Here is a 25,955-nt window from a genome sequence, read left to right as displayed (position 1 = left end):
TCTCTGGAATCTCCAAGGCTCCTGACGGGTGTTGCGAGCACCGTACCTGCATGGCGGGCGCAAGGTACGACGGCATGGCCAGGGGCGAGTCTGGTCCATCCTCATTGCCCGTTCCCGGTAGAAGACAGTACACCGCAGATTCCATCATCGGCGTCGTGACCACGCCAAGTGCGCGATGTTCGTCGAAACGCAGCAACGGTACTTGATTGGGCGTGTCATTCTGGCTGTACTGCAACTTGAACCTGTCGCAACTGGACCGGGAGCCACCATCATGCAACGGATCGTGCTTTTGCTTCTGCTACTGCTGACCGGCAGTTTGTGTTCGATGGCATGTCAGGCAGACGCACCTTCATGCGCCACCGATACGACACTATTGCAAGCAAGCACAAGCACCTCTGCACAAGTGGCCGGTTCTTCCGGCGAACACCTGTCTCTGTACGACGCCTATCCTTATTACGACCCGAGATTCGAGGCTCCGCCGTCACCCGACATGTACTTGCTCACGGGGAACACCGTGGAGGTGATTGCCACATGCGATAACTACGCCTATGTCCGCTACCAAGGCTCCAAGCTGATTTCTGCGGGTTGGGTAGAAAAGGCACGGCTTCATGCCACGGGAGCGCCGCATGCACGTCCGTCGGATACGGTGGCGCAGGTTTGCGCAGCGGCAGCCAACATCATCAATCGTGATGGAAGCGGTTTTTCCAACTTGCCGTACCTACCTTTGGCAGCAACACCCGATGGCATGCAAGACAAGATTTCCCAAGCTGCCAATGGCGACGATGGCAATATCGATGGCTTAGCGCGAATCAAGATTGACGGCCACGCGATGAAAGTTTTTCCCATTGAAGATGGTGGCTCTTGTCCATCCGATTACTTGCAAATCTGGCCCGACGATCTTTCCGGCTTGGTAACTCGAACCACCGCCGATAACACATTTGCCGATGGTCAAAGACTCGTGCAGGTGCTTGGGCATCCTCTCGTTTTGCAGGTCGAATATGGCTCTGGCAACGAAGGGACATTTTCCCTTGAATCCTTGAGCAAGGACGGACAGCGAAATACCCTTTGCACTGCAACCCAAATCTACACACCGAGGCCGCGTGACCTATCAGGCAGCGCCAATCCGATATGCCACGCGGTTGTTGCCAACCAAACAACGGCCATTCCCGTGCAAGCGGCAGCCAATAAGACTGCGCTTCTGCCGAAAGAAGAAATAGGTACATTTGAACTGTCCGGCACATCACAGGCTGATCTGCGCAACGAAGGAAAGCCGCTCGATGTCGGGCTAATGAGGTTCCACTACGACTCTGGCGGGGGATGCGGCAGCACCGATGACGCCACATTCCCAGTCATCTTGAATGCACATGGTGTCGCCGACCTGACTGACAATGCGAACAAACAGTTGATCAAAGCCATCACCGGAGTCAGCCAACTGAATGGAGCCACCCTGACGTCTCCTAGTGGCGGCAGACTCATTACCTATGCCGGCCACATCTATTTCGTCACGTATGCCGAGCCGCTCAACGATGGCAATACATCCAACAAGGGGCTGACGGGTGTTGTCGAACTGACTCCTACTGGATCGCAACACGTTTGCAGCTTTCAGCCCTACCAGTTCAAGGTTGAGCCGACACCCGGCCTGGCAAAACAAATCATGTCGTGGTAAATCAATGCACACGACGCATGTGTTCTACCCATAAAACAAAACGGGGCGCAAAGCGCCCCGTTTTGCATCACATCATCGACTGGCAAGCCTCACTTCAACCCGTCCAGCGCCGCATTGAACGTGGCGCTGGGGCGCATGGCCTTGCTCACTCGCGTCATGTCGGGGTGGTAGTAGCCCTGAATGTCGACGGGCTTGCCCTGGGCGCCGTTCAACTCGCCGACGATGGTGGCCTCGTTGTCGGCCAGCGCCTTGGCCAGCGGCACGAACTTCGCCTTGAGGCCGGCATCGTCATCCTGCGCGGCGAGGGCCTGCGCCCAGTACAGCGCGAGGTAGTAGTGGCTGCCGCGGTTGTCCAGCTCGCCGACCTTGCGGGCGGGCGACTTGTTGTTGTCGAGGATCTTGCCGTTGGCTTCGTCCAGCGTCTTCGCCAGCACCTTCACGCGCGCGTCGCCGGTCTTGTCGCCCACGAACTCCAGCGAGGCCTGCAGGGCCAGGAACTCGCCCAGCGAATCCCAGCGCAGGTAGTCCTCCTCGAGGAACTGCTGCACGTGCTTGGGCGCGGAGCCGCCGGCGCCGGTCTCGAACAGGCCGCCGCCGGCCATCAGCGGCACGATGGAAAGCATCTTGGCGCTGGTGCCCAGCTCCATGATCGGGAACAGGTCGGTGAGGTAGTCGCGCAGCACGTTGCCGGTGACCGAGATGGTGTCCTGGCCCTGGCGGATGCGCTCCAGCGAGAACTTGGTCGCCGCCACCGGATCGAGGATGCGGATGTCGAGGCCGCTGGTGTCGTGGTCCTTGAGGTAGCGCTCCACCTTCCTGATGATCTCGCGGTCGTGCGCGCGCTGCGGATCGAGCCAGAACACCGCCGGGGTGTTCGACAGGCGCGCGCGGCTCACCGCCAGCTTCACCCAGTCCTGCACCGGCGCGTCCTTGGTCTGGCAGGCGCGCCAGATGTCACCGGCTTCCACCGGCTGTTCCAGCAGCACCTTGCCGGCCTCGTCGGTCACCTTCACCACGCCGTCGGCGGCGATCTGGAAGGTCTTGTCGTGCGAGCCGTATTCCTCGGCGGCCTGCGCCATCAGGCCCACGTTGGGCACGCTGCCCATGGTCGCCGGATCGAACGCACCGTGCGCCTTGCAGTCGGCGATGGTGGCCGCGTACACGCCCGCGTAGCTGCGGTCGGGGATGATCGCCTTGCAGTCCTGCTGCTTGCCTTCGGCATTCCACATCTTGCCCGAGTCGCGGATCATCGCCGGCATCGAGGCGTCGATGATGACGTCGCTGGGCACGTGCAGGTTGGTGATGCCCTTGTCGGAATTCACCATCGCCAGCGCCGGGCGCTGCGCGTATTCGGCCGCGATGTCGGCCTTGATCGCCGCCTGCGTCTCCGCCGGCAGGCTGCCGAGGCGCGCGTACAAATCTCCGATGCCGTTGTTGGCGTCGAAGCCGGCCTGCTTCAGCACGTCGGCATGCTTCGCGATCACGTCCTTGTAGAACTCGTCCACCACCACGCCGAACATGATCGGGTCGGAGACCTTCATCATGGTGGCCTTGAGGTGCACCGAGAACAGCACGCCCTGCGCCTTGGCGTCGGCGATCTGCGCGTCGATGAACGCGGCCAGCGCCTTGCGGCTCATCACCGACGCATCGAGGATCTCGCCGGCCTTCAGCGCGACCTTCTCCTTCAGCACCTTGCTGGAGCCGTCCTTGCCGAACCACTCGATCTTCACCGCGGCCGGCGCGTCCACCACCACGGACTGCTCGCTGCCGTAGAAATCGCCGCCGTCCATGTGCGACACGTGGGTCTGCGAATCCTTGCTCCACGCGCCCATCTTGTGCGGATGCTTGCGCGCGTAGTTCTTCACCGAGAGCGGCGCGCGGCGGTCGGAATTGCCTTCGCGCAGCACCGGGTTCACCGCGCTGCCCTTCACCTTGTCGTAGCGCGCCTTGGCGTCCTTCTCGGCGTCGTTGGCGGGCGTGTCCGGGTAATCCGGCAGCGCATAGCCCTGCGCCTGCAGCTCCTTGATCGCGGCCTTCAGCTGCGGCACCGAGGCACTGATGTTCGGCAGCTTGATGATGTTCGCGTCCGGCGTGGTGGCGAGCTTGCCCAGCTCGGCGAGATGGTCGCCGATCTTCTGCCCGTCCTGCAGGCGGTCCGGGAACTGCGCCAGGATGCGCCCGGCCAGCGAGATGTCGCGCGTCTCCACCGCGATGCCCGCGGTGGCGGTGAACGCCTCGACGATGGGCAGCAGCGACGCGGTGGCGAGGTACGGCGCTTCGTCGGTGAGGGTGTAGATGATCTTGGGCGTGTCGGACATGGTCGGCGGACTCTCTGGCGGCAAGGGGAATGGCGCGAGCTAACGCGGCATTGTCGCGATTTCCCGCGCGGGCGGCAAAGCACGCGTGATGCCGACGCGGGGGCGCGCCCGTCATATCGATCTGCTAGCTTGGCGGGTCCATGCAACTGCTCGATCCCGCCATGTCCCCACGCCGCGCCACGCCCACCCTGCTCGCCACCGCCCTGTTCGCCGCCGGCGCCCTGCAACCGCTGCAGGCCACCACCCTGCCCGACGGCACGCGCGCCACGGTGGCGATCCTGGAAACCACCGACATCCACTCCAACGTCCTCGGCTACGACTACTACAAGCAGAAGGCCGATCCGACGCTGGGTTTCGAGCGCACGGCCACGCTGATCGCCGAGGCGCGCAAGCAGTTCCCGAACCACTTCCTGTTCGACAGCGGCGACACCATCCAGGGCACGGTGCTGGCCGACTGGCAGGCGCAGGTGCAGAAGATGGCCTGCAACCAGGAACTGGCGGTCTACCGCGCGATGGACGCGGTGGGCTACGACGGCGGCACCATCGGCAACCACGAATTCAACTACGGGCTGGGTTTCCTCTCGCAGGTCACCGGCAAGCCGATGGACGTGGACGGCGGCACGCGCGCACGTTGCGACGGCCCGCATTTCCCGCTGGTGCTGGCCAACGTGGACAGCGCGCGCGACGGCAAGACTATCTTCCAGCCGTGGACGATGCTGACCAAGGACATCGCCGTGACGCTGCCTGGCGGCAAGACCGAAAGCGTGCCGCTGCGCGTGGCGATCATCGGCTTCACGCCGCCGCCGATCATGGAGTGGGACAAGCGCAACCTCGAGGGCAAGGTCACGGTGGACGGCGTGGTGGAGGCAGCGAAGAAATACCTGCCGCAGATCGAGGCGCAGCATCCCGACCTGGTGGTGGCGCTGGTGCACGGCGGCCTCGACACCGCGCCGTACACGCCGGCGACGGAAAACGCCGGCTGGCACCTCGCCGGCGTGCCCGGCATCGACGTGCTGCTGCTCGGCCACTCGCACACCGAATTCCCCGGCCCGCACTTCGCGCACATGCAGGACGTGGACGACGTGCACGGCTTCGTGCGCGGCAAGCCGGCGGTGATGGGCGGCTTCTTCGGCAAGGACCTGGGCGTGGTCGCGCTGGCGCTGGATTACCAGGGCGGCCGCTGGAGCATCGACAAGGACAAGACGCACAGCGAGGTGCGACCGATCTGCGCCAAGGCCGGCGACAACGCCAGTTGCGTGGCGGCCGATCCCGCCATCGCGCCGCTGGTGGCGCAGGCGCAGCAGGCCGCGGTGGCCTACGTGAACACGCCGATCGGCCACAGCGACGTGCGTCTTTCCAGCTACTTCGCCGACGAGGGCGACATGAGCGCGCTGGCCGTGGTCAACGCCGCGCAGCGCGACTACGTGCGCACGGAGCTGCCGCGCCTGCATCCGGAACTCGCGGACGTGCCGGTGCTTTCCGCCGCCGCCGCGTTCCGCACCGGTTTCGGCGGCCCGGACGACTACACCGACGTGGCGCCCGGCCCGCTCACCCTGCGCAGCGCGGCGGACCTCTACTTCTACCCGAATACGCTTGCCGCGGTGAAGACCGACGGCGCCGGCGTGAAGGCGTGGCTGGAGCAGTCCGCCGAACGCTTCAACCGCATCGACCCCGCGAAGACCGACGTGCAGCCGCTCATCAACACCCGCTACCCCGGCTTCAATTTCGACCAGATCCAGGGCGGCATCCAGTACGTGATCGACGTGTCCAAACCGGAAGGCCAGCGCATCACCTCGCTCACTTTCGACGGCAAGCCGGTCCAGCCCGGCCAGCCCTTCATCGTGGTGACCAACAACTACCGCGCCAGCGGCGGCGGGCACTTCCCCGGACTGGACGGCAGCAGCATCGTGCTGGCCGCGCCAGACGGCACGCGCGAGATCGTGGCGCGCTGGCTGGCGCAGCACCGCGAGATCACCGCGCACGACCTGCCCGCCGGCTCGTGGCGCTTCGCACCGCTGAAGACAGCCGGCCCGGTCACTTTCGGCTCGGCCGCCGACAGGCAGGACGTGGCGCGGGCGGACGGCATCGAGGGTATCCGCCAGGTCAAGGACAACGGCGACGGCACGGCCATCTACGCCATCGACCTGTCGCGCTGACGCCCTGCCCGTCCCGCCGGCACGCATGGGCACATCGATGAAGCCGGCCACCCAGGCCGATCGGCCATGGCCGTGCCGGCGGCCTGGCCGATCGGTCCAAGGATCGGAACCGAAAGGCACCTTGCCCGGCTTGGAGAGCTTGTGGGGGAATTACGAGGCGGCATCGGACAGGCGCCTGAAGCGGACCATCCGCCTCGTGCAGGCATGACAGCAGTTATGCTTTTCCACTGACGCGGACGTCTCCTGGCCATCTCCCGCAAGGGCCGCGCAAGGTGGAGATTCGATGGCGGCCAAAGTTGCCCTGCACGGAATGGCGAGCCGATCGGGCTCATTCTTCAGATGCGTGGCGGTTGCCGCCATGGTGGCGCTGCCGGCTGTCGCCATCGCGCAGCTGTCACCACCCCGGCCATCGCCGAGTGGCGGGCACGACATTCCCCAGGCCGCGGCGGCGGATGGCGCGGAGACGGCCGGACGCAATCCGCCGAAGCTGGCCATCGCCACGGACCACCGGTTCGACAACGGCTCCGGTATCGCGATCCACGGACTCGACGGGACGCAGATTGAAAACCTGGTGACGCTGGGCAAGGTCTGGGGCTTCCTCAAGTACTACGACCCCACGGTCACCTCCGGCCGACTGCAATGGGACTACGCGCTGTTCCGGGTGTTGCCCGCGATCCTTCGGGCGCCCGACCGCGCCAGCGCCAATGCCGCGCTGGTCAAGTGGATCGACGCTCTGGGACCGGTGCCCCGCTGCAGTCCGTGCGCGCACCTGGACCCGCACGACCTTCAATCCTCCCCGGACCTGGACTGGATTGCCGACGCCCGGCTCCTGGGGGAAACGTTGAGTCGAAAACTGCAGTGGATCCGCGATCAGCGGCAGGTCGGCACGCAGTTCTACGTCACGTTGGCGCCGAAGGTCGGCTATCCGGTCTTCGGGCACGAACCGTCATACGACCACATCCCCTTTCCCGATTCCGGCTTCCAGCTCCTTGCGCTGTTCCGTTACTGGAACATCATCGAATACTGGTATCCCGACCGGGACGTGATCGGCGAAGACTGGGACAAGGTCCTGGCAACGTTCATCCCGAGGCTTGTGCTGGCCAGGGACAGCACCGGCTACCAGCTTCAAGCGATGGCGCTCATTGCCAGGGTCCACGACACCCATGCCAGCCTGCGAAGCTCCCTGGACACAAGGCCGCCAGCCGGCCATTGCCACCTGCCCGTGAGCCTGCGCTTCGTGCAGCAACAGGCCGTGGTAACGGCCGTCGACGGCGCACCGCCGAACCCATCGGCACTGCAGACCGGCGACGTGATCACGAAACTGGGCGGCCGGCCCATACCAGCCCTGGTCAGGGAATGGGCGCCTTACTACGCGGGTTCCAACGAGGCTGCACGCTTGCGCGACATCGCGACCTACATGACCCGCGGCCCCTGCGGCGAGGTCGGCCTGGCGGTCCGCAGGGACGACCATGCGTTGAGTCTCGAAGTCGCGCGCGTGCCCTTGCCGAAAGACCATCTTGCCATGGGCGACTACCTCCCCATTGCGTTCCACGATCTGCCCGGCCCCGCATTCCGGCTGTTGTCGCCCGAGGTCGCCTATCTGAAATTGTCGTCGGCAAGTGCGCGCCAGGCGGGCGACTACGTCAGGCAGGCGGCGGGCACCGCGGGCATGATCATCGACGCCAGGAACTATCCGTCGGAATTCATGGTTTTCGCACTGGGCTCGCTGCTGGTCGACCGGCCGACACCGTTCGCGCGCTTCACCGCGGGCGACTTGTCCAACCCGGGTGCGTTCCACTGGGCGCCGCCGCTGGTACTCGAACCCAAGGCTCCCCATTACCGCGGCAAAGTCGTGATCCTGGTGGATGAAGTGACGCAAAGCCAGGCCGAGTACACCGCCATGGCATTCCGCGCCGCCCCCGGGGCGCTGGTCGTGGGCAGCACGACGGCGGGAGCCGACGGCAACGCATCGCGGGTCGAGTTGCCCGGCGGCTTGTTCACGATCATCAGCGGCGTTGGCGTGTTTTATCCCGACCGGCGGCCTACCCAGCGCGTCGGCATCGTTCCGGACGTCGTTGTCGAACCGACCATTGCGGCCATCCGTGCCGGCAGGGACCCGGTACTGGAAGAGGCGTTGCGCCTGATCCTGGGCCCGAAGACGCCCATTTCCCGCATCGAGGAAATGTACCGGGGCCAGCTCCACTGACCACCCCGGATGCGGGCAACGACGGCCGGCAGCCGCCATCCGGGCCTGATTGGCGTCGAGTCCAGCCGTGAGCCGATTTGCTCCTCCCCTTGCTTGCAGGGGGAGGCTGGGAGGGGGTGAAACCTTGCGCAAGACGCTCATGGATGGCTTTCGCAAGAGCCTGACCCCACCCCAGCCCTCCCCTGCACGCAGGGGAGGGAGACAGACATTGCGCGACCGGGACCCGACGCCAATCAGGCCATCCGGGAGGGATCACATCCGACCGGTGGCATGGTGCCGACCGGCATGCCGGCACGCTCGCCACGCACCATCGATCCAGGCGACCAACCGCATGGGCGTTCGCGAACTCGTAAACCAAGTGGCCGTCTGGACGTCCATACGGCCGCCCATGCTTATTCCAAAAAACCTGTTGACATCCGCGCAAGCGCCCATCTAGGCTCGGATCCATGTCGCCATCCTTCGCACCAGCACGCATGCTCCCGACCCCGGTCAACGCCGGACGGACGCTGCTGGCCGCGGGCGGCATCGCCGCAACCGCCATCGCCACGATTATTACCACCGGTACCGGTACCACCGGTTCCGGGTGGGTGTCCGTGCGCGAGTAACCCTTTACGCAACGGTCCCGCCCTCGAAGAGGCGGGCCGGCGCGACCGACACCGCCTAGCGAGACGGGACCTCCACCGGAGGTCACTGTGAACATCTGCGCTTCGCCGCTCGCCAAACATCCGAACCTGCCGCCGCGCGCCTTCGCGCTGCCCGCGCGAACCGCGCGCCGGCGCACGCTGGCGGTGGGCCTGATCGGCCCCGGCCGGGTCGGCGGCGCACTGCTGGACCAGCTGCGCACGGCGCAGCCGCGGCTGTCGCGGGACCACGCGCTGGACCTGAAACTCTGCGGCGTGGTGGCCCGCCAGCGCATGTGGCTGGATTGCGACGACGCCGAGCTCAACGCCCGCCATGCCGGTGCGCAGACCTGGCGCCCCAGCGACCTCGACGTCTTCGCCGCGCACGTGCACGGCATGGGTGATCGGCACGCCCTGCTGGTCGACTGCAGCGCCAGCGAAGCGGTGGCCGCGCACTATCCGCGCTGGCTGGCCGCCGGGCTGCACGTGGTGACGCCGAACAAACTGGCCGGCAGCGGACCGCTGGAACGCTGGCGCGCGATCCGCGCCGCCTGCGCCGACGGCGCGCGCTTCCACTACGAGGCCACCGTCTGCGCCGGCCTGCCGGTGGTGCAGACCCTGCGCGACCTGCTCGACACCGGCGACGAACTGCTGGCGGTGGAAGGCATGTTCTCCGGCACGCTGGCCTGGCTGTGCAACCGCCACGACGGCCAGCAGCCGTTTTCCGCGCTGGTGCGCGAGGCGCATGCGCTGGGCTACACCGAGCCCGATCCGCGCGAGGACCTGTCCGGCCTCGACGTGGCGCGCAAGCTGGTGATCCTCGCGCGCGAGGCCGGCTGGCCGCTGTCGCTGGAACAGGTGGCGGTGGAGAGCCTGGTGCCGCCCGCGCTGGCCGGGTTGCCCGCGGACGAGTTCATGCAGCGCCTGCACGAACTCGACGCGCCGATGGCCGCTAGGCTCGCCGAGGCGCACACCCGCGGCGGCGTGCTGCGCCACGTCGCCAGCCTCGACCGCAAAGGTCGCGCCAGCGTGCGGCTGGCGGTGCTGCCCGTGGCGCACCCGTTCGCGCACACACGGCTCACCGACAACGTGGTGCAGTTCCGCACGCGCCGTTACTGCGACAATCCCATGCTCGTGCAAGGACCCGGCGCCGGGCCGGAAGTGACCGCGGCCGGCGTGTTCGCCGACCTGCTGCGGATCGCCGAATCGCTGGAGCCGCGCGCATGAACGCCCCTACCCTGTTGCAGGAACCCATGAAGACCTCGTCGTCCCGCCCCGCTCCCCGCCGTGTCCGCGCCGTCGCGTTCGCGCCCGCCTGCGTCGGCAACGTCGGCGTGGGCTTCGACATCCTCGGCCATAGCATGGCCGGCGCCGGCGACCGCGCCGAGGTGCGCCGCATCGACGAACCCGTCGTGCGCATCGCGGCGATCCACGGCACCACCCAGGACCTGCCGCTGGACGCGCAGCGCAACACCGCCGGCGTCGCCCTGCTCGCGCTGCGCAAGGCGCTGGGCCTGCGCCACGGCTTCGAAGTGGTGCTGCACAAGGGCATCGCGCTGGGTTCGGGCATGGCCGGCTCGGCCGCCTCCTGCGTGGCCGCGCTGGTGGCGGCGAACGCGTTGCTGGAGCAGCCGCTGCCGCACGAGGCGCTGTACGGCTTCGCGATGGACGGCGAGGCGGCGGCCAGCGGCGGCCGCCACGGCGACAACGTGGGGCCGCAACTGCTCGGCGGCCTGGCGCTGGCCACACACGACCGCGTGCTGCGCATCCCGGTGCCGGCCGGCTGGCATTGCGCGCTGGTGCATCCGCACTTCGTGCTGGAGACGCGCAAGGCGCGCGCCGCGCTGGCGGGGCACTACGCGCTGGGCGAATTCGTGGCGCAGAGCGCGAACCTCTCGTTGCTGCTCGCCGGTTGTTTCCGTGGCGACGCGGCGCTGGTGCGCGATGGCCTGAAGGACATGCTGGTGGAACCGCGGCGGGCGCCGCTGGTGCCGAACTTCGGCCGCGTGAAGCAGGCAGCGCTCGACCATCGCGCGCTGGGGGCGAGCATCTCCGGGGGCGGGCCCAGCGTGTTCGGCTGGTTCGAGCATCGTGCGGAGGCAGAGGCGGCCTCGGTCGCGATGCGGGCGGCGTTTGCCGAAACGGGCCTGGAGAGCGACGTGTTCGTCGCGCCCATCGATGGACCCGCGGCGTGCCTGGTCGATGGCGAGGTGGCCGCATGAGCCGCATGCCACACTCCCCTCTCCCGCTTGCGGGCACGCGGGGAGGCGCCATGGATGGCGCCGGCTTTGAGGAGCGAGGAGAGGGGTCGGGGGAGAGGGGCTTTGGCTACAGCGCCTTCGCAAGCAACAAGGAAGCAACCAGGAGGAATGGCCCGGTTCGATACGCCGGAATTGCACGCCTGCTGTTCCAGGGACATTGGAACAACACTCCGCGACACGACCGCCGCCGCCACGCCACGCCGCACCCGGGGACCGAGGCCAACAATCTTGTGCATGCGGGGAGCGGCTCATGAGTCATTCGTTGCGCTACCTCAGCACGCGCAAGCACGCGCCTGCCGCCACATTGAGCGGAGCCATCGCCGCCGGCCTCGCGCCGGATGGCGGCCTCTACGTGCCGGAGCGTTTGCCGACGCTGGATCCTTCCGACTTCGATCCACGCGGCTCACTGGCCGACACCGCCGCCACCCTGCTCGCGCCGTTCTTCGCGGGGGATGCGCTGGCCAGCGAACTCCCGGCGATCTGCGCCGAGGCGCTGGATTTCGCGGTGCCGCTGCGCCCGCTGCCGTACCGCGACGCGCAGATGCTGGAGTTGTTCCACGGCCCCACGGCGGCGTTCAAGGACGTGGGCGCGCGCTTCCTCGCCGCCTGCCTGCGCCGGCTGCCGCGTGCGGACGACCGGCCGCTCACCATCCTGGTCGCCACCTCGGGCGACACCGGCGCGGCGGTGGGCGCGGCATTCCATCGCCAGCCGGGCGTGCGCGTGGCGATCCTGTATCCCGATGGCCTGGTCTCGCCGCGGCAGGCGCACCAGCTGGGCTGCTTCGGCGGCAACGTGCAGGCGCTGCGCGTGGCGGGGCGCTTCGACGATTGCCAGCGCATGGTGAAGGCCGCGCTGAACGACGCGGAGCTGCAACGCGCCGTGCCGCTCAGCTCCGCCAACAGCATCAGCCTCGGCCGCCTGCTGCCGCAAATGAGCTACTACGCGCACACGGCGCTCGGTTTCTGGCGCGAACGCGGCGAGCCGCTGGACTTCCTCGTGCCCACCGGCAACCTCGGCAACGCGATGGCCTGCCTGTGGGTGCGTGCGATGGGCCTGCCGTTGGGCGAGGTCCGGCTGGCCTGCAATGCCAACGCCACCCTGCCCGAGTTCTTCGCCGGCCACGATTACGCGCCGCGCGAAGCGATCGCCACGCTGGCCAATGCGATGGACGTGGGCGCGCCCAGCAACTTCGAGCGCCTGCACTGGACCTTCGGCGACGACGCGGCGCTGCGCCACACGCTGCATGCGGAGAGCGTGGACGACGCCACCATCCGCCGCACCATCGCCCTGCATGCGAGTGAACACGGCGAAACGTTCTGCCCGCACACCGCCACCGCCCTGCACCTGCTCGACCGCCTGCGCGAACGGAGCGACGACCGGCCGTGGGCCGTGGTCGCCACCGCGCATCCGGCGAAGTTCGAGCAGGTGGTGGAACCGCTGGTCGGCCATGCCGTCGCTGTCCCGCCCGCGCTGGCGGCGATGCTGCAGCGTTCGGCCAGCGCGGAGCCGATGGCAGCGGATGATGAAGCGTTGAAGCAGTGGCTGCGCGAGCGGAATTGACCCCACCGTCAGGACGGTCCGCTCTAGCTCTAGCTCTAGCTCTAGCTCTAGCTCTAACTCTAGCTGTAGCTGTAGCTCTGGCTGTTGCTTCTGCGCGCAGGAGCGCGCTGCCCTTCGGGGCCCCTATGCGGCGGTGAGGCGTGGACGATCAGGCCGCGCAGCGGGCGTTGCCACGGATGGCAACGCCTTTTCGACCGGGCAGGAGCCCGGCCGAAAAGCCCGGCCACGCCTCACGGACTCGGAGGGCAGGATGCCCGGAGAGCGCCGCATCGGGGTGGCCTTCTCTTTTGGTTACTTTTCTCTTGGCCACTCAAGAGAAAAGTAACTCGGGCGCCGACAGGCGCACGAAACCGCTTTGAAACTTGCGACAACCCAGCACAAGCAAGAGCCCCTCTCCCCAACCCCTCTCCTCGCTCCTCAAAGCCGGCGCCATCCATGGCGCCTCCCCGCGTGCCCGCAAGCGGGAGAGGGGCTCGAAAGCATGAGTGCTCAATGCACCTCGACCACCACCAGGCCCTGCGGCGGGATGTCGAGGACGAGCTTGCCGCCGTGCAGCGCGACCTGCTCGGGCGCGGCCATCTGGCCAGCTTCGCGCAACTGCCGGATCTGCTCGCGCGAGGGGAAGGCCGGGCGCCCCATCCGGTCGAACGTGGCGATGACGTTGCCATGCGTTTCATCCAGGCGCCACACGGTCGCCGCGGCGCCCGGCGGCAACGAGGACAGGTCGACCTCGAAATGCTTCACGTCACCCTTCGGCTGGCCGACGGTGTAATCGGCGGTGTCGCCCACCGGCGGCGCGTAGTTCCACAGGGCCAGCGCCAGGGTACCGTCGGCACGGCGGGTGACCAGCGCGGAGTCGGAGGACGATGGCAGCTGCACGTCGCCCAGCCGGTGCAGCATCGCGAAGGCGTTGTAGGCCGGCTTGCGGATGTTGTCCTCGGCGATCAGGCCGAAGCCGCCGTAGAACGGCGTGCGCACCACGCCGCCTTCCTCGAACACGTCGGAGAACGACCAGTAGCTCATCGCGTCCACCTTGCCGGCGCAGGCGCGGATGGTGTTGGCCAGCCACGGGCCCATGTACACCGAGTCGGTGACGTTGGGCAGGTTGGCGTAGGAAGCGTTGAACTCGCTCATGATGAAGGGCAGCTTCGGGTACGGCGAGGCCAGCACCTCCTTGTGCACCTTGTCCACCGCGCGGCACACCATGTCCTTGCGCGGGATGTTCTCGCTGGTGTGGAACACGTTGTCGGCGGTGTCGTCGCCGTAGACGTGGGTGCTGACGAAATCCACCGGCACGTTGGCGTCATGCACGTGCTTGAGGAAGCCGGCGACCTCCGCGGCCTGCGCGGTGGCCGGGCCGCCCACGCGCAGGCGCGGGCTCACCGACTTCAGCGCGCGCGCGGTGTGGTCGTACAGCGTGTAGTAGGTGGCCATCTTGGGGTTGCCGGCCCAGAATCCGATGTTGGGCTCGTTCCACACCTCGAAGTACCACTGCGACACTTCATCGATGCCGTAGCGCGCGATCAGGTGCTGTGCAAAAGCGCGGATCATGCCGTCCCACAGCGCGTAGTCCTTCGGAGGCGCAATGTTGGGGCGATACCACATGTCCAGGATCGCCTTGGGATCGGCACTCATGTCGTCCGGCATGAAGCTCAATTCCACGTAGGGCCGCACGCCGCGCTCCAGCAGGCCGTCGTAGATCTGGTCCACGTAGGAGAAGTTGTAGACCGGCTCGCTGCCCTTGTCCGACTTGTCGGCGGCGTTGTAGAACGGCTGGCCGTTCTTGCCGAGCTGGAACAGGCCGACGTCCTCGTCGAAGATGCCGTGGAAGCGCACGTACCCGAAGCCGGTGGCCTGTTTCACCGCGACCAGGTCCTTGCGGTAGTCGTCGCGCAGCGCCAGCGCGGCGCGACCGGAGCCGAACATCTGTTCCCAGTAGTGCGGGAACGGCGTGCCCTGCGCCTTCGCGTCGACCTTGATCCGCACGTCGTCGCCGGCGGCAGGCGCGGCCTGCGTTGCACCCAGCGCGAGCAGTCCCGCGGCCAGCAGGCCCAGTGCGGCCCGCCGCGGCATCGTCCTCGTGTTGTTCATTTCATCTCCCCTGCGCCCTTGCGCATGATTCGGTTTTTCAGGATTCGTCCAGCGCTTCGCCGTGGCTCGCGATCACCCGCGCGTAGAGCTTCCCGGTGGCCTTGGGCGTGCGCTTCTGCGTGGCGAAATCGACGTGGTACAGGCCGAAGCGCTTGGCGAAGCCCAGCGACCACTCCAGGTTGTCCATCAGCGACCACGCGTAATACCCCTTGAGGTTCACGCCGGCCTCGATCGCGCGATGCGCGGCCATGAGGTGCTTGCGCAGGTAATCCGTGCGCAGCGGATCCTCCAGCACTTCGCCCTCCACCGTCGGCGGATCGTAGAAGGCGGAGCCGTTCTCGGTGATGTAGAGCGGGATGTCGCCGTAGCGCTGGCGGAAGCCGGTGAGCATGTCGACCAGGCCCTGCGCGTAGACTTCCCAGCCGGTCTCGGTGCGCGTGTGCTGCGGCTGCGGCACCGGCGCGGCGCGCAGCGGGAAGGCGTGGGCGTCGTGCCGCACCACGGCGCGCGTGTAGTAGTTGAGGCCGACGAAATCGACCGGCTGCCTGGTCAGCTGGAAATCGTCCGCCGGGAAATCCGGCCAGGCCTCGCCATAGACCTCCGCCAGCTCGGCGGGGTAGCTGCCGAGCAGCGCCGGGTCGGCGAACTGCTGGTTCATGTAGGCGTTGGCGCGGCGCGTGGCGGCGAGGTCTTCCGCGCTGTCGGAATACGGATACTTGGGCTCGATGTTGAACACCACGCCGATCTCGTGCCTGCCGTGCGCGCGGTAGGCCTGGATGCCCGCGCCGCTGGCGCGCATCAGGTTGTGCGCGGCGATCGGCGCCTCGAACGGGCTGCGGTGGCCGGGCGCCAGCGTGCCATGCAGGTAGCCGCCGTCGACCACCACCCACGGTTCGTTGAGCGTGCTCCAGTACGGTACGCGGTCGTCCAGCGCCTTGAACATCGTCGTGGCGTATTCGGCGAACCAGTGCGCACTGTCGCGGTTGAGCCAGCCGCCGCGGTCGTCCAGCGCCGCCGGCAGGTCCCAGTGGAACAGCGTGACGTTCGGCGTGATGCCGTTCTCCAGCAGCTCGTCGACCAGCCGCGAATAGAAGTCCAGCCCCTTCGGATTGACGCGCCCGGCACCCCCGGGCAGCACGCGCGCCCAGTTCACGCTGAAGCGGTAGCTCTGCAGGCCCAGCGCGCGCATCAGCTGCACGTCGTCCCTGTAGCGGCGGTAGTGGTCGCAGGCCACGTTGCCGTGGTCGCCGTTCGCCATCATCCCGGGCGTGTGCGCGAAGCGCTGCCAGATGCTGGGGCCGGCGCCGTCCGCCAGCGGCGAACCTTCGATCTGATAGGCGGAAGTGGCCGCGCCCCAGAGGAACCCGTCCGGAAAGCGGTAGCGTGAAGTCATGGATTCCGAAACTCTCGAATGCCGCACTGCGGCTTGATGTAACCGTTTACATCCCGAGAATAGCCGAACGCCGTCCCGGGATGCACGCCCTTTTCCGCGACACCGACCGCCACGCCGCGACAACCAGCAGAGAGCACGCAACGCCGATGGCCACCGTCAGTCTCGACAACGTGCGCAAGGTCTATCCCAACGGGCACGTCGGCGTGGCCGGCGCCAGCTTCGACATCGCCGACGGCGAGCTGCTGGTGCTGGTCGGCCCCTCCGGCTGCGGCAAGACCACCCTGCTGCGCATGATCGCGGGGCTGGAGGCCATCAGCGCCGGCACGCTGCGCATCGGCGGCCGCGTGGTGAACGAGGTGGCGCCGAAGGACCGCGACATCGCGATGGTGTTCCAGAACTACGCGCTCTACCCGCACATGACGGTGGCCGAGAACCTCGGCTTCGGCCTGCGCCTGCGCGGCACGCCGCGCGCGGAAATCGCGCGGCGCGTGGACGAAGTCGCCCGCCTGCTGGAACTGGAACAGCGGCTGGACGCGCGCCCCGCCGCGCTGTCCGGCGGCCAGCGCCAGCGCGTGGCGCTGGGCCGCGCGATGGTGCGCCAGCCCGCGGTGTTCCTGCTCGACGAGCCGCTGTCCAACCTCGATGCGCGGCTGCGCCTGTCGATGCGCGTGGAGATCGCGCGGCTGCACCGCCGCTTCGGCACCACCACGGTCTATGTCACCCACGACCAGGTCGAGGCGATGACGCTGGGCCAGCGCATCGTGGTGTTCGACCAGGGCGCGATCCAGCAGATCGACACGCCGATGAAGCTCTACGAGCGCCCCGCCAACCTGTTCGTGGCCGGCTTCCTCGGCAGCCCCGCGATGAACCTGCTGCGCGGCACCCTGCATGCGGACGACGGCCTCGCACTGGCCACGGCGGGCGGCACGATACGGCTCGGCACGCCGCCGCAGATGGACGCGCTCGCCGCGTGGCGCGGGCGCGAGGTGATCCTCGGCCTGCGCCCGGAGGATCTGCACCCGCTCGCGACCGATGCCTCCGGTGCCGCGCTGGAGGCGCGGCTGGAAGTGCTGGAACCGGTGGGCAACGAAGTCTTCCTCAACCTGCGCCACGGCGACCTGCCCCTGGTCGCGCGCACACCGCCGGGCATCGCCTGCGCACCCGGCGAAACCGTGCGCCTCGGCATCGCCACGCCACGCCTGCACTTCTTCGATCCGGGCAATGGAGCGCGCATCGGCTGAAGCGGTTGCGCGCCTGCTCACGGCTTGCAGACTCCCAGCCGCCGCGCCACCTCGGACGCGAGTTGCCACGGATCGCCCTGCGGCACGGTCGGCTCCGCCTTGCGCGAAACCGCCCACGCATGCTCCATCGCGTACCAGTCGATTCTTTCCGGCGGCTTGCCCGTCGCCAGCGATTGCCCCAGCGACTCGAAGAAGCGCCGCCAGCGCGGCGCATACAGGCCGCTCACCAGGCCCGACAGTTCGCGGTTCGCGTAATCGTGCAGCCCGCCGCGATCCGCGCCGCCGCGATCGCCCCAGATGGTGACGAGCGTGCGCTGGTCGTACTCGAACTGCGCCGCCTCGGCATCGTTGCCCGCTTCCGCTCGCGCCGGCGCCAGCCAGTTGCCGAGCAGGGACGCCGGATCGCTGGCGAGCAGGCGGTCGAGCAGCGCCATGTCGTCCAACCATTCGGCGGACAGGGCGTGCAGGCGTGCGGCGTCCCTCGCCTCCCAGGCCGCCTTGATCCGCGGCAACAGCAGGCGGGCGTGGTTGTCCATCGTCTGCCGCGCCACGTCCACCGCGTCGTGGCGCCAGGCGCCGGTGTCGCGCAGCGCGGGCGCCACCTGCAGCAGCTCGCAGACGGCCTGGTCGAAATGCCGCGCGTCGTAGCGCATCGCCTTCGGCGACCAGGTCGCCGCCGTCGCCACGTCCTGCGCGGGACGCGCGCCGAACAAGCCGTCCTGCGGTTCCGAGTCGCCGTCCGCGGGCATGGCGTAGGCCGTCTCGCCGAGGATGCGCCAGGCGGCCTCGGCATGCGCGTCGACGCCGCCGTAGCGGCTGTCGGCATACGCCTTGAACCAGGCGGCTTCGTCGTGCGGCAGCGGCTCCCAGGCCAGCGCGGCGAACAGGGCGAATGCCGCGGGATCGATGCCGCTGGCCTCGGGCATCCACGCGATGCCGCGCAACTGGCTGCCGGGCTTGTCGCGCCATGCGGCGAAGCGCTGGAGCCACACGCCCGCGTTCGCGCCCAGCGTGCTGTGGCCGCCGAAGTTGGGGATGCTGCCGAAGGCATACGGCACGCCGTGCCAGTCCCGCTCGCGGTCCAGCCCGTCGTAGCGGTCCGACAGCCCGTCGACGATCAGCAGATGCCGGTGGTCCACCGCGTCGAGCACCGCCGGCAACGGATTGTGCTGCCAGCCCAGCAGCACCCAGCGCGCCTCCGGATGCGCGGCCAGCAAAGCGTCCATCACGCCACGCGCGGCATCCGCCACCGGCACGTTGCCGGCGCTGCCGCCTTCGTGCAGCAGGTCCATCTTGTACATCGTGCTGTCGCCGAACAGCGCATGCTGGCGGCGGTAGAAGTCCGCCGCGACCTTCGCGTAGAGCGGATCGCGCGGATCGAGCCAGTCCGGCCGCGTGAAGCCCGCCCACGTGCCCTGCGGCACCACGTCCGCACCGCGATGCTTCGCCGCGAAATCCGGCGGCACCGTGCCGAACCAGCCGGGGAACACCGGCGTCATGCCCAGCTCGCGCAGGCGCGCCACGATCTTCCGCGCCAGCGCCACGCGCCGTGCGTACTGCTGCGGCGACAAGGGCGCGTCGAATTCCGACATGTTCTGCAGCAGCCACCACGGCTGGTGCGCGGTGGCGGGAATCCACGCGCGCATCTCGGCATCGCTGTAGCCGAAATCCCGGAAGGTGCTGCGGTAGACCTCTTCCGTGCCGACCGGCATGAACACTTCGTCGATGCCGTGCAGCGCCAGCAGGTCGATCTTGCGCTCCCACGCCGACCAGGCCAGGTAGGCGTTGGCGTAGCCGTCGTCGGTGTCGTTCAGCGCATAGCGATCCGGCACGGCGGCGCGGCGCACGATGGGCGCCGGCGGCGCCGGCAGCATGGCCGGCAGGCGCGACAGGCTGTCGCCCGGCCAGCCGATGGCCACGTGCGCCACCTGCTCCAGGTAGGTTTCCACGCCGGCCAGGATGACCGCGGGCGAAGTGCCCGCCACCTCGATGTGCCCCGGCGTGCCGCGGATCTCGAAACGGTCCGCGCCCTGCCCGCGATCCAGCGCGACGAGGGTGAACTGTGCCTGCTGCTGCGCGGGCAGCAGGCGCTGCAGCGCCGCGTGCGCCGGCGCGGTATCGAAGGTCGCCTTCGACGGTGCGGCGGCGGATGTCCCGCACAAGCACGCACCCGACAACCCGCACATCAGCACCGCCAGCATGCGGCCGCGCAGCCTTGCATCACGCATCATGGAGAATCCTCGCAGGTACATGCCCGTGTTCACCCCTTCACGCTGCCCAGCAGCAGGCCATCGAGGTAATGCCGCTGCATGGAAAGGAACAATGCCAGCACCGGCAGCACGGTGAGCACCGAGCCGGCCATCATCTGCTCGGTGCCTTCGGTGTGCTCGCGCGCCATCGTGGCCAGCCCCAGCGGCAAGGTGTAGTGGCCCTGCCCGGTCAGCTCGATCAGCGGCCACATGAAGTCGTTCCACGCGGTGAGGAAGGTGAGGACCGCCAGCGTCGCCACCACCGGGCGCAGCAGGGGCAGCACGATGCGCAGGAAGATGTGCAGCTCGCCGGCGCCGTCGATGCGCGCCGCCTCCAGCAATTCGTCGGGCAGGCCGCGCGCGTACTGGCGCACCAGGAAGATGCCCAGCACCGAGGCCATGCCCGGCAGCATCACGCCCGCGTAGCTGTCCACCAGGCCGGCGTACTTGAACAGCAGGAACAGCGGCAGCATCGCCACCTGCGCCGGCACCACCAGCAGGCCCAGCAGCACGCGGAACAGCTGTTCGCGCCCCGCGAAGCGCAGCTTGGCGAAGGCGTAGCCCGCCAGCAGGTTGAAGGCCAGCGACAGCAAGGCGATCCCGCCGGAGATCAGCAGGCTGTTGAGCAGGTAGCGCCCGATGCCGGCGTGCTCGAACAGTTGCCGGTAGTTGTCCAGCACGGGATGCGCCGGCCACAGCGGCGGCGGCAGCGCGTTGGACGTGCCGGCCGGCATGAACGACACCGCGAGCATCCACAGCAGCGGGAACAGCGCCACCGCCGCGCCGCCCAGCAGCAGGCCGTTGACCAGCGCCTTCGCCAGCCGCGGATTCATGCCGCCTCGCCCCGCCGCGACAGGCGCAGCATCGCCGCGGTCACCGCGAACATCACCAGGAACAGCACGAAAGCCTCCGCCGTGGCGACGCCGAGGTTCCACCACTGGAAGCCGTCCTCGTACATCAGGTACAGCACGCTGGTGGTGCTCTCCAGCGGACCGCCCTCGGTCATCACGTAGGGCTCGGCGAACAACTGGAAATAGCCCGACACGGTGAGGATGGCCACCATCAGCAGGGTCGGTCCCAGCATCGGCAGGGTGATGTGGCGGAACTGCCGCCAGGCCGAGGCGCCGTCGATGCGCGCCGCCTCGTACAGCTCGGCGGGGACCGCCTGCAGGCCGGCGAGCAGGATGATCATGTTGTAGCCGAAGTTCTTCCACACCGCGAACAGGATGATCGTGGGCATCGCCCAGTGCGGGTCGCCAAGCCAGTCCACCGGGTGGAGCCCGAGCATGCCGAGCAGGTGATTGGCCCAGCCGTACTTGGTGTTGAACAGGTAGCGCCACACCACCGCCGTCGCCACCGCGGTGGTCACTACCGGCGCGAACAGCGCGGCGCGGAAGAACGCCTTGCAGCGCGCCAGCGGCGAATGCAGCAGCAGCGCTGCGCCCAGCGAGGCGGCCAGCGACAGCGGCACGCCCACCGCGACGAAATAGAACGTGTGTCCCAGCGCCGCCCAGAACTGCGGCCGGTGCAGCAGCGCCCAGTAGTTGCCCAGCGCCACGAAGCGCAGGTTGTGCAGGTCGGCCAGGGCGTAGAGGTCGTAGTCGGTGAAGCTCAGCGCGAGCGCGCCCAGCACAGGCAACAGGAAGAACACGGCAAGCACCAGCAATGCCGGCGCGAGGAACAGCCAGGCAACACGTGACGCCTTCATGCGCATTGCTCCGTGTTGAGCCCAATATCACTGCCGCGTGGAGAGCGACCCCACCCCGGCCCTCCCCTGCGCGCAGGGGAGGGAGAAAGCGTGAGCGCGATCCGCAAGCTCATCGCTTTGCCTCCGCGTCGTGGAGCAGCGCGCGCCGCTTGGCCAGGATGAGGTCGGCCCGGCGGTCCATTTCCACGGCGGCCTGGTCCACCGACAGCTCGCCCGCCACGGCGCGCGCGGCGACCTGCTGCATCATCACCGCGATGCGCTCCCACTCGGGTATGGCCGGCGTGGGTTTCACGCGCTCGAGCTGGTCGCGGAAGGCATGCATGGCCGCGTCATTCTGCAACAGCGGGCTGTCCCAGCTGCTTCGCCGCGGCGGCATGTCGCCGGTGAGCCGGTAGAAGCGCTGCTGCACCTGCGGCTGCGACAGGTATTCGACCAGCGCCCAGGCGGCGCGACGGTGCTTCGATGCGCGGAACACCACGAGGCTGGCGCCACCCGCAAGGCCGGCGCCGGGTCCGTCCGGCCCGGGCAGCGGCGCGGTGGCCCAGTCGCCCTGCTCGCTAGCCGGCAGGCGCTTGCGGAACTCGCCCACGTTCCACGGCCCCGACAGATAGAACGCATAGACGCCATTGCCGAACTCCGCCCACGGGTTGGCCACTTCCACGTTGGTGACCACCGGCGCCTGCTGCAGGCGGAAGGTGTCCACGTAGAACGCCAGGGCACGCCTGAAACCCGCGCTTTCGAAATTGCCGCGGCTGTCGTCGTCGCGCAGCAGCGGATCGGGTTGCTGCAGCGCCAGCGACAGCAACTGCTCGTATTCGTTGGTCGGCAGCAGGATGCCGTACACCTTGCGCGCGGGATGGCTGAGCGCAGCCAGCATGCGCCGCCATTCGGCCCAGTCGCGCGGCGGCGCATCGAAGCCGGCCTGCTGCAGCAGGTCGCGGCGATAGAACAGCAGGCGCGTGTCCACGTACCACGGGATGCCGTACAGCTGACCGCCGCTGACGTTGGTCGCCCAGATGCTGGCGAAGTAGTCCGGCGGCGCCACCGCCCTCGAAGCGGCGACGTCCCGCTGCAGGGGCGCCAACGCGTGCAGCGCCACCATCTCCGGCAGCCAGGTGTTGCCGAGTTGCGCCATGTCCGGCGTGGTGCCGCCGGCGATCGCGGTGAGCAGCTTCTGGTGCGCCGCGCTCAGCGGCAGCTGCTGCACCTCGACATGGATGTCCGGATGCGCGCGCTCGAAATCCGGCAGCAGCCCGGCGACTGCCTCGCCTTCGGGGCCGAACGTCCAGAACACCAGGGTGTCGTCGTGCCCGCGCGCGCAGCCGGCAAGGCAGAGCGCGGCGAGGACCGCCGCCGCGCGCAGCCACTGCCGCAATCCGCCACGCCATGCGCCCATGCCCGGTTCCTGTCGCCGCGCGCCGCCGTGGCGATGCGCCCGTGCGGGCGGGCGCATCGTTGCGGCGGCATGTCCGCGGCACGCCATGCTCAGTGCCCGGCCACGGTCACCAACACCAGTGCGTCCGGCTCCAGCTCCAGCGTCAGCACGCCGTGGTCGAGGCGCTCCTGCGCCGGCGGCGGCAACGCCGTGGCGGCGTTCATCTGCGCCACCTGCGCCATCGTCGGGTAGCGCGGGCTGCCCAGCCTGGCGTAGACCGGCAACACGTTGCCGTGCCCGTCGTCCACGCGCTGCACCGTGACACTGGCGTCCGCGGGCACGTGGTCGAATGCCAGGCGCAGCGTGCGCGGGCCGCCATGCGTCCCGGGATCGACCAGGTTCCAGGCCGCGATGGCCAGGCTGCCGTCCTTCCTGCGCGTGACGATCACGTCGCCGGAACGGTTCGCCAGCCGCTCGTCGCCCAGCTGGTGCAGCAGCGCGAAGTCGTAATAGCTGGGCTTGTCGATGCCGCCGCTGGCGCGCAGGCCGAACTGGCCGTTGAATGGCTCGGGGCTGGGGCCGCCTTCCTCGAACACGTCGGAGAAGGTCCAGAACGACATCATGTCCACCAGCCCGTCGCATTCGCGCACCGTGTTCGCCAGCGCCGGACCCACGTAGGTGGTGTCGCGCAGCTGGTCGCGACCGGGAACGTTCCATTCGGTCCAGAACAGGGGCAGGTGCGGCAGCGGCGAGGCGGCGATCTCGCCGCGCACCTTGCCGATGGCGCGGCACACGCGGTCGTCCTCCGGCACCGGCGCGTCGCTGTGGAAGAGGTTCTCCGCGGTGTCGTCCGCGTAGCCGTGCGAGGAGACGAAATCCACCGGCACGTGCTCCTTCGCCGCGTGCGCCAGGAAGTCGCCGACCCACGAGGCGGCCGCGGTGGCCGGGCCGCCCACGCGCAGGCGCGCATCGACCGACTTCAAGGCACGCGCGGTGTGGTCGTACAGCTCGAAGTACGAGGCCTGGCGCGGGACGCCGCCCCAGAAGTCGATGTTCGGCTCGTTCCACACCTCGAAGTACCACGTCGCGACTTCGTCGATGCCGTAGCGCTGCACCAGGTGCTGCGCAAGGGCGCGCATCAGGCCGTCCCAGCGGTCGTAGTCCTTGGGCGGCGACACGTTGGGCTTGTACCAGAACGCGTGCAGCGCGTCGGGGTTGGCCGCCAGCTTCTTCGGCATGAAGCCGATCTCCACCACCGGCCGCACGCCGTTGCGCAACAGGCCGTCGTAGATGCGGTCCACCATGGTGAAGTTGTAGACCGGTTCGCCGTGCTCGTCCTCGCCGTACACGCCGTTCTCGTCGTCGAGGATGCCGTGGAAGCGCACGTAGCGGAATGCGGTGACGCGCTTCACCGCGCGCAGGTCGTCGCGGTAGTCCTCGCGCAGGCTGAGCGCGGCACGGCCGGAGCCGAACATCTGCTCCCAGAAATGCGGGAACGGCGTGGCCCTGGCCGCGGCATCGATGCGGACGGTCTGCTGCGGCGCGGCCGCCCGCGCCGGCAGGGACAAGGTGGCGGCACAGGCGATGGCGATGGTGGTCAGCAGGCGATGCATGTCTTTCCTCAGGGCGGCGCCGTGGTTGCCGACCCGGCGTCGGCGCGTTCCAGCCAGCCGCCGGTGAAGCCTGCACGCTGCAGGCCGCGGCGGATGTACGGGTTCTTCTTCATCACGTTCCATACCAGGCCGCTGCGCCAGTTCTCGATCATCAGCAGGATCGGCCCCTGGTCGATGCCCAACTGCTGGTTGTCGGCCCAGCCGAAGCCGGGATAGGCATGGCCGTATTCCGGCGTGCCGTGGAAGCTGGGGTTGAAGGCGTCGACGAAGCCGTAGCGGTTGTAGATGTAGCGGCCGTAACGCTGCTTCATCGCCATCAGCGCGGGCACCACGATGGACGGCGCGAACGCGATGGAGCCGCCGGCCGCGGCGGGTGCGACGGTGCCGTCGTCGGTGACGTCGTCCAGCCCCGCGCCGCGCGCCATGTAGCTGCTGAAGCGGCGCACGCCCTGCGGCGAGTTCTCGGTGACGTCGCCCGGGCCGTCGCTGGCGGTCAGGCCCCACACGTCGGCGCCGTAACCTGTCCAGTGGCCGGGATTGGCGATGGCGTAGGCGCGCTGCGCATACGTGGCCAGCCGGCCGTTCTGCGCGTAGTCCAGCCCGTGCGCGCGGCCCCACGCATCGCGGATGCCGCGGAAGTCCACCCAGGCCTCGCTGTACTGGTGGCCGAACAGCGGCGCGAAGTTGAGGAAGGTGTAGCCCTGGAACCTGCCCCACTGCTTCGGGTAGGTCGCGCACCACGCGGCCCACGCGTCCGCATCCACCGGATGGGTGGGCGAGCCCAGCGCGAGGAGATAGACCAGCTTGCCCTCGTCGTAGCCTTTCCAGTCGGCGTCGATGAACCGGCCGCCCGGCGTCCAGCCCATGCTGAGCAGCGGCTTGCGCGCCTGCATCCACGGCCAGTCCACGGCGCGGTAGAGCTGGTCGGCAAGCCGGCGGATTTCCCGTTCCTGCGGCGTGTCGCGGTCGTAATAGCCTTGCGCGAACAGCACGCCGCCCATCATCAGCGTGGTGTCCACGCTGGACAGCTCCACCCCGCGCCCGTAGCGGCGGCCCGTCTGCATGTCCAGGAAGTGGTAGAAGAAACCGTGGTAACCGGCGCTGTCGTCCTCGCCGCCGCCCTGCGGCGCGGCGGCGAGGAAGCGCAGCGTGGCCAGGGTGCGCTGCGCCGCCTGCCCGCGCGTGACATAGCCGCGCTCGACACCGATGCCGTACGCCGTCAGGCCGAAACCGATGGCGGCGATGGAGGAAAACGTGTGGTTCGGCCACGAGTCCGGCACCAGTCCCGTGTACGGGTCGGCGCTTTCCCAGAACCAGTCGAAGGTGCGGCGCTCCAGGTCGTCGATGAAGGCGCGCTGCCCGTGTTCCAGCTTCTGGTAGGTCAGGGTATCGGGCTGCGGCGGGGCCACCGGCCCGTCCGGCGCCGCCTGCGCCATGCCGCCCATGGCGGACGCCACGAAGGCGACGGCAACGAAAAGCCAGCGGGACGGAACCATG

At 68.4% G+C, this 25,955-nt stretch carries 17 protein-coding genes; 8 read left to right on the top strand and 9 right to left on the bottom strand.

All coding sequences use genetic code 11. The features are described from left to right. The first annotated feature begins 175 nt into the window (after positions 1-175). Complete coding sequence (locus IHE47_RS07675) at positions 176-1,666, top strand: hypothetical protein (protein WP_192105305.1); 1,491 nt, start codon at positions 176-178, stop codon at positions 1,664-1,666. A gap of 89 nt (positions 1,667-1,755) precedes the next feature. Here the strand turns inward: IHE47_RS07675 and IHE47_RS07670 are convergent, their stop codons facing one another. Beyond that, on the bottom strand, positions 1,756-3,984 hold the full coding sequence (locus IHE47_RS07670; protein ID WP_192105304.1) for an NADP-dependent isocitrate dehydrogenase: 2,229 nt from the start codon (positions 3,982-3,984) through the stop codon (positions 1,756-1,758). Positions 3,985-4,145: 161 nt separating this feature from the next. On the opposite strand from IHE47_RS07670, the gene IHE47_RS07665 reads away from it, so the two are divergent. The 6 genes from IHE47_RS07665 to thrC all read left to right on the top strand — a co-directional run bounded on the left by IHE47_RS07665 (position 4,146) and on the right by thrC (position 12,788). After that, positions 4,146-6,140, top strand: a complete 1,995-nt coding sequence (locus tag IHE47_RS07665) for a bifunctional 2',3'-cyclic-nucleotide 2'-phosphodiesterase/3'-nucleotidase (RefSeq protein ID WP_192105303.1) — start codon at positions 4,146-4,148, stop codon at positions 6,138-6,140. Between the two features lie 358 nt (positions 6,141-6,498). Continuing rightward, entirely contained in the window at positions 6,499-8,346 is a 1,848-nt protein-coding gene (locus IHE47_RS07660) for a S41 family peptidase (RefSeq protein WP_192105302.1), read from the top strand. Positions 8,347-8,792: 446 nt separating this feature from the next. Further along, the gene (locus IHE47_RS07655; protein WP_192105301.1) at positions 8,793-8,951 is read left to right on the top strand and encodes a hypothetical protein; all 159 of its coding nucleotides are present in this window, start codon (positions 8,793-8,795) and stop codon (positions 8,949-8,951) included. An 87-nt stretch (positions 8,952-9,038) separates the two neighbouring features. Further along, complete coding sequence (locus tag IHE47_RS07650; protein ID WP_192105300.1) at positions 9,039-10,193, top strand: homoserine dehydrogenase; 1,155 nt, start codon at positions 9,039-9,041, stop codon at positions 10,191-10,193. Continuing rightward, positions 10,190-11,188 carry a homoserine kinase gene (locus IHE47_RS07645; RefSeq protein ID WP_192105299.1) on the top strand — a complete coding sequence of 333 codons (999 nt, stop codon included), beginning with the start codon at positions 10,190-10,192 and terminating at the stop codon, positions 11,186-11,188. Before IHE47_RS07650 ends, IHE47_RS07645 begins: the two co-directional genes overlap by 4 nt. A 289-nt stretch (positions 11,189-11,477) precedes the next feature. Then, on the top strand, positions 11,478-12,788 hold the full coding sequence (gene thrC / locus IHE47_RS07640; RefSeq protein WP_192105298.1) for a threonine synthase: 1,311 nt from the start codon (positions 11,478-11,480) through the stop codon (positions 12,786-12,788). 489 nt (positions 12,789-13,277) lie between these two features. On the opposite strand, the gene IHE47_RS07635 is transcribed toward thrC, so the two are convergent. After that, positions 13,278-14,879, bottom strand: a complete 1,602-nt coding sequence (locus IHE47_RS07635; RefSeq protein WP_192105297.1) for a glycosyl hydrolase family 39 — start codon at positions 14,877-14,879, stop codon at positions 13,278-13,280. Between the two features lie 37 nt (positions 14,880-14,916). Beyond that, entirely contained in the window at positions 14,917-16,272 is a 1,356-nt protein-coding gene (locus tag IHE47_RS07630) for a GH1 family beta-glucosidase (RefSeq protein ID WP_192105296.1), read from the bottom strand. A gap of 146 nt (positions 16,273-16,418) precedes the next feature. Between IHE47_RS07630 and ugpC the strand changes: the two genes are divergently transcribed. Beyond that, positions 16,419-17,513, top strand: a complete 1,095-nt coding sequence (gene ugpC, locus IHE47_RS07625; RefSeq protein WP_192105295.1) for a sn-glycerol-3-phosphate ABC transporter ATP-binding protein UgpC — start codon at positions 16,419-16,421, stop codon at positions 17,511-17,513. A 17-nt stretch (positions 17,514-17,530) separates the two neighbouring features. On the opposite strand, the gene IHE47_RS07620 is transcribed toward ugpC, so the two are convergent. The 6 genes from IHE47_RS07620 to IHE47_RS07595 form a co-directional block, all read right to left on the bottom strand. After that, positions 17,531-19,744, bottom strand: a complete 2,214-nt coding sequence (locus IHE47_RS07620) for an alpha-N-acetylglucosaminidase (protein ID WP_225561693.1) — start codon at positions 19,742-19,744, stop codon at positions 17,531-17,533. Between the two features lie 29 nt (positions 19,745-19,773). Continuing rightward, positions 19,774-20,595, bottom strand: coding sequence for a carbohydrate ABC transporter permease (locus IHE47_RS07615; RefSeq protein WP_192105294.1), 822 nt, complete (start codon positions 20,593-20,595; stop codon positions 19,774-19,776). Beyond that, on the bottom strand, positions 20,592-21,470 hold the full coding sequence (locus IHE47_RS07610) for a sugar ABC transporter permease (protein WP_192105293.1): 879 nt from the start codon (positions 21,468-21,470) through the stop codon (positions 20,592-20,594). The genes IHE47_RS07615 and IHE47_RS07610 overlap by 4 nt, the downstream gene beginning before the upstream one ends. 109 nt (positions 21,471-21,579) lie before the next feature. Then, the gene (locus IHE47_RS07605; protein ID WP_192105292.1) at positions 21,580-22,866 is read right to left on the bottom strand and encodes a sugar ABC transporter substrate-binding protein; all 1,287 of its coding nucleotides are present in this window, start codon (positions 22,864-22,866) and stop codon (positions 21,580-21,582) included. An 89-nt stretch (positions 22,867-22,955) separates the two neighbouring features. Continuing rightward, positions 22,956-24,458, bottom strand: coding sequence for a glycosyl hydrolase family 39 (locus IHE47_RS07600; protein ID WP_192105291.1), 1,503 nt, complete (start codon positions 24,456-24,458; stop codon positions 22,956-22,958). 8 nt (positions 24,459-24,466) lie between these two features. Then, on the bottom strand, positions 24,467-25,954 hold the full coding sequence (locus IHE47_RS07595; RefSeq protein WP_192105290.1) for a glucoamylase family protein: 1,488 nt from the start codon (positions 25,952-25,954) through the stop codon (positions 24,467-24,469). Position 25,955 lies beyond the last annotated feature (1 nt).

The organism is Rhodanobacter sp. DHB23 (genome assembly GCF_014842975.1).
Lineage (GTDB): Bacteria > Pseudomonadota > Gammaproteobacteria > Xanthomonadales > Rhodanobacteraceae > Rhodanobacter_A.
The sequence above is the reverse complement of the archived record's forward strand: the minus strand, read 5'-3'. Positions and strand labels throughout refer to the sequence as shown.